1 protein-coding gene is annotated in these 1,257 nt (G+C 70.1%); it reads right to left on the bottom strand.

Annotation, left to right across the window (positions count from 1 at the left end; translation table 11 throughout):
- Positions 1 to 149 precede the first annotated feature (149 nt).
- Positions 150 to 1,232, bottom strand: coding sequence for a glutamate--cysteine ligase (locus QH470_RS15575; RefSeq protein WP_280273074.1), 1,083 nt, complete (start codon positions 1,230 to 1,232; stop codon positions 150 to 152).
- Between the last annotated feature and the right edge of the window lie 25 nt (positions 1,233 to 1,257).

Genomic DNA, 1,257 nt, shown 5'->3' with positions numbered 1-1,257 from the left:
GGGGGGGGGGCGGGGGGGGTGGTCGGTCGTCTCGGGGGGGGGGGTCCCCCCCCCCCCCCCCCCCCCCCGCTCTGCGCCCCCCCACCCCCCCCCGCGGTGCGTCCCCCCCAAACCCCCCACGCCGGAATGACGGCGGAGGTGCCGCGGTGCTAGGCGTCGAGTTCCTTGACCAGGGCGTCGACCACGGCCACCAGATCACCCTGGGCGGCGGCGGCCACGCGGCGCTGCCGCTGGTAGGAGGCGCCGCGCTGGGGAATCTCCGCGACCAGCGCCAGCTCCTTCTCGCAGCCGAGCTGTTTCGCGACCGGCTCGAGGCGATTCAGCAGCTCCGACAGGTCGTCGGTGACGAGGCGTTCGTTGCTCTGCGCGTCGGTGATGATGATCGCGTCCAGGCCGTAACGTGCTGCGCGCCACTTGTTTTCCTGCACATGCCAGGGCGGGATGGTGGGCAGCGTCTCCCCCGCCTCGACCCGGCGATCCAGGTCCACCACCAGGCAGTGGATGAGCGCGACGATCGCGGAAAGCTCCAGGCGCGTGGGTATTCCGTCGCACACCCGGACCTCGATGGTCCCCCATTTCGGCGCCGGGCGGATATCCCAGTGCATGCCGCCCAGCTGCTCGATCACGCCGGTCTTCATCTGGTCGTGCACGAAACCCTCGAACTGCGACCAGTTCTCGAACTGGAACGGCAGACCTGCGGTGGGCAGTTGCTGGAACATCAGCGCCCGGTTGCTGGCGTACCCGGTATCGATCCCGGCCCACATGGGCGAGGACGCGGACAGCGCCAGCAGGTGCGGGTACGACAGCAGCAGCGAGTTCAGGATCGGAAAGACCTTCTCCGGGTGCGAGACTCCGACGTGTACGTGCACGCCCCAGATCAGCATCTGCCGCCCCCACCACTGGGTGCGTTCGATGAGTTCGTCGTAATGCGCTGTGCGCGTGAGCTGTTGGGTCGACCACTGAGCGAACGGGTGAGTGCCCGCGCAGAACAGGTCCACCCCGACCGCGTCGGCGGCGCTGCGCACGGCGTCCATCGTGCCGCTGAGGTCGTCGACCACCTCGCCGACGGTGTCGTGCACGCCGCTGACGAGCTCGACGGTGTTCCTCAGCAGTTCCTTGGTGACCTGCGGGGTGCCGTCGTGTGCCCGCAGGTCACCCCCCGGGTAGAAGAACCCGGGCGCCGGGTTTGGGAGATTTGGGGTGTTGTTGTGGGCCCGCGCGGAGTACCCCACGGCCCCCCCCCGGGGGGGGGGGGGG

The organism is Nocardia wallacei (genome assembly GCF_029868745.1).
Lineage (GTDB): Bacteria > Actinomycetota > Actinomycetes > Mycobacteriales > Mycobacteriaceae > Nocardia > Nocardia wallacei_B.
The sequence above is the reverse complement of the archived record's forward strand: the minus strand, read 5'-3'. Positions and strand labels throughout refer to the sequence as shown.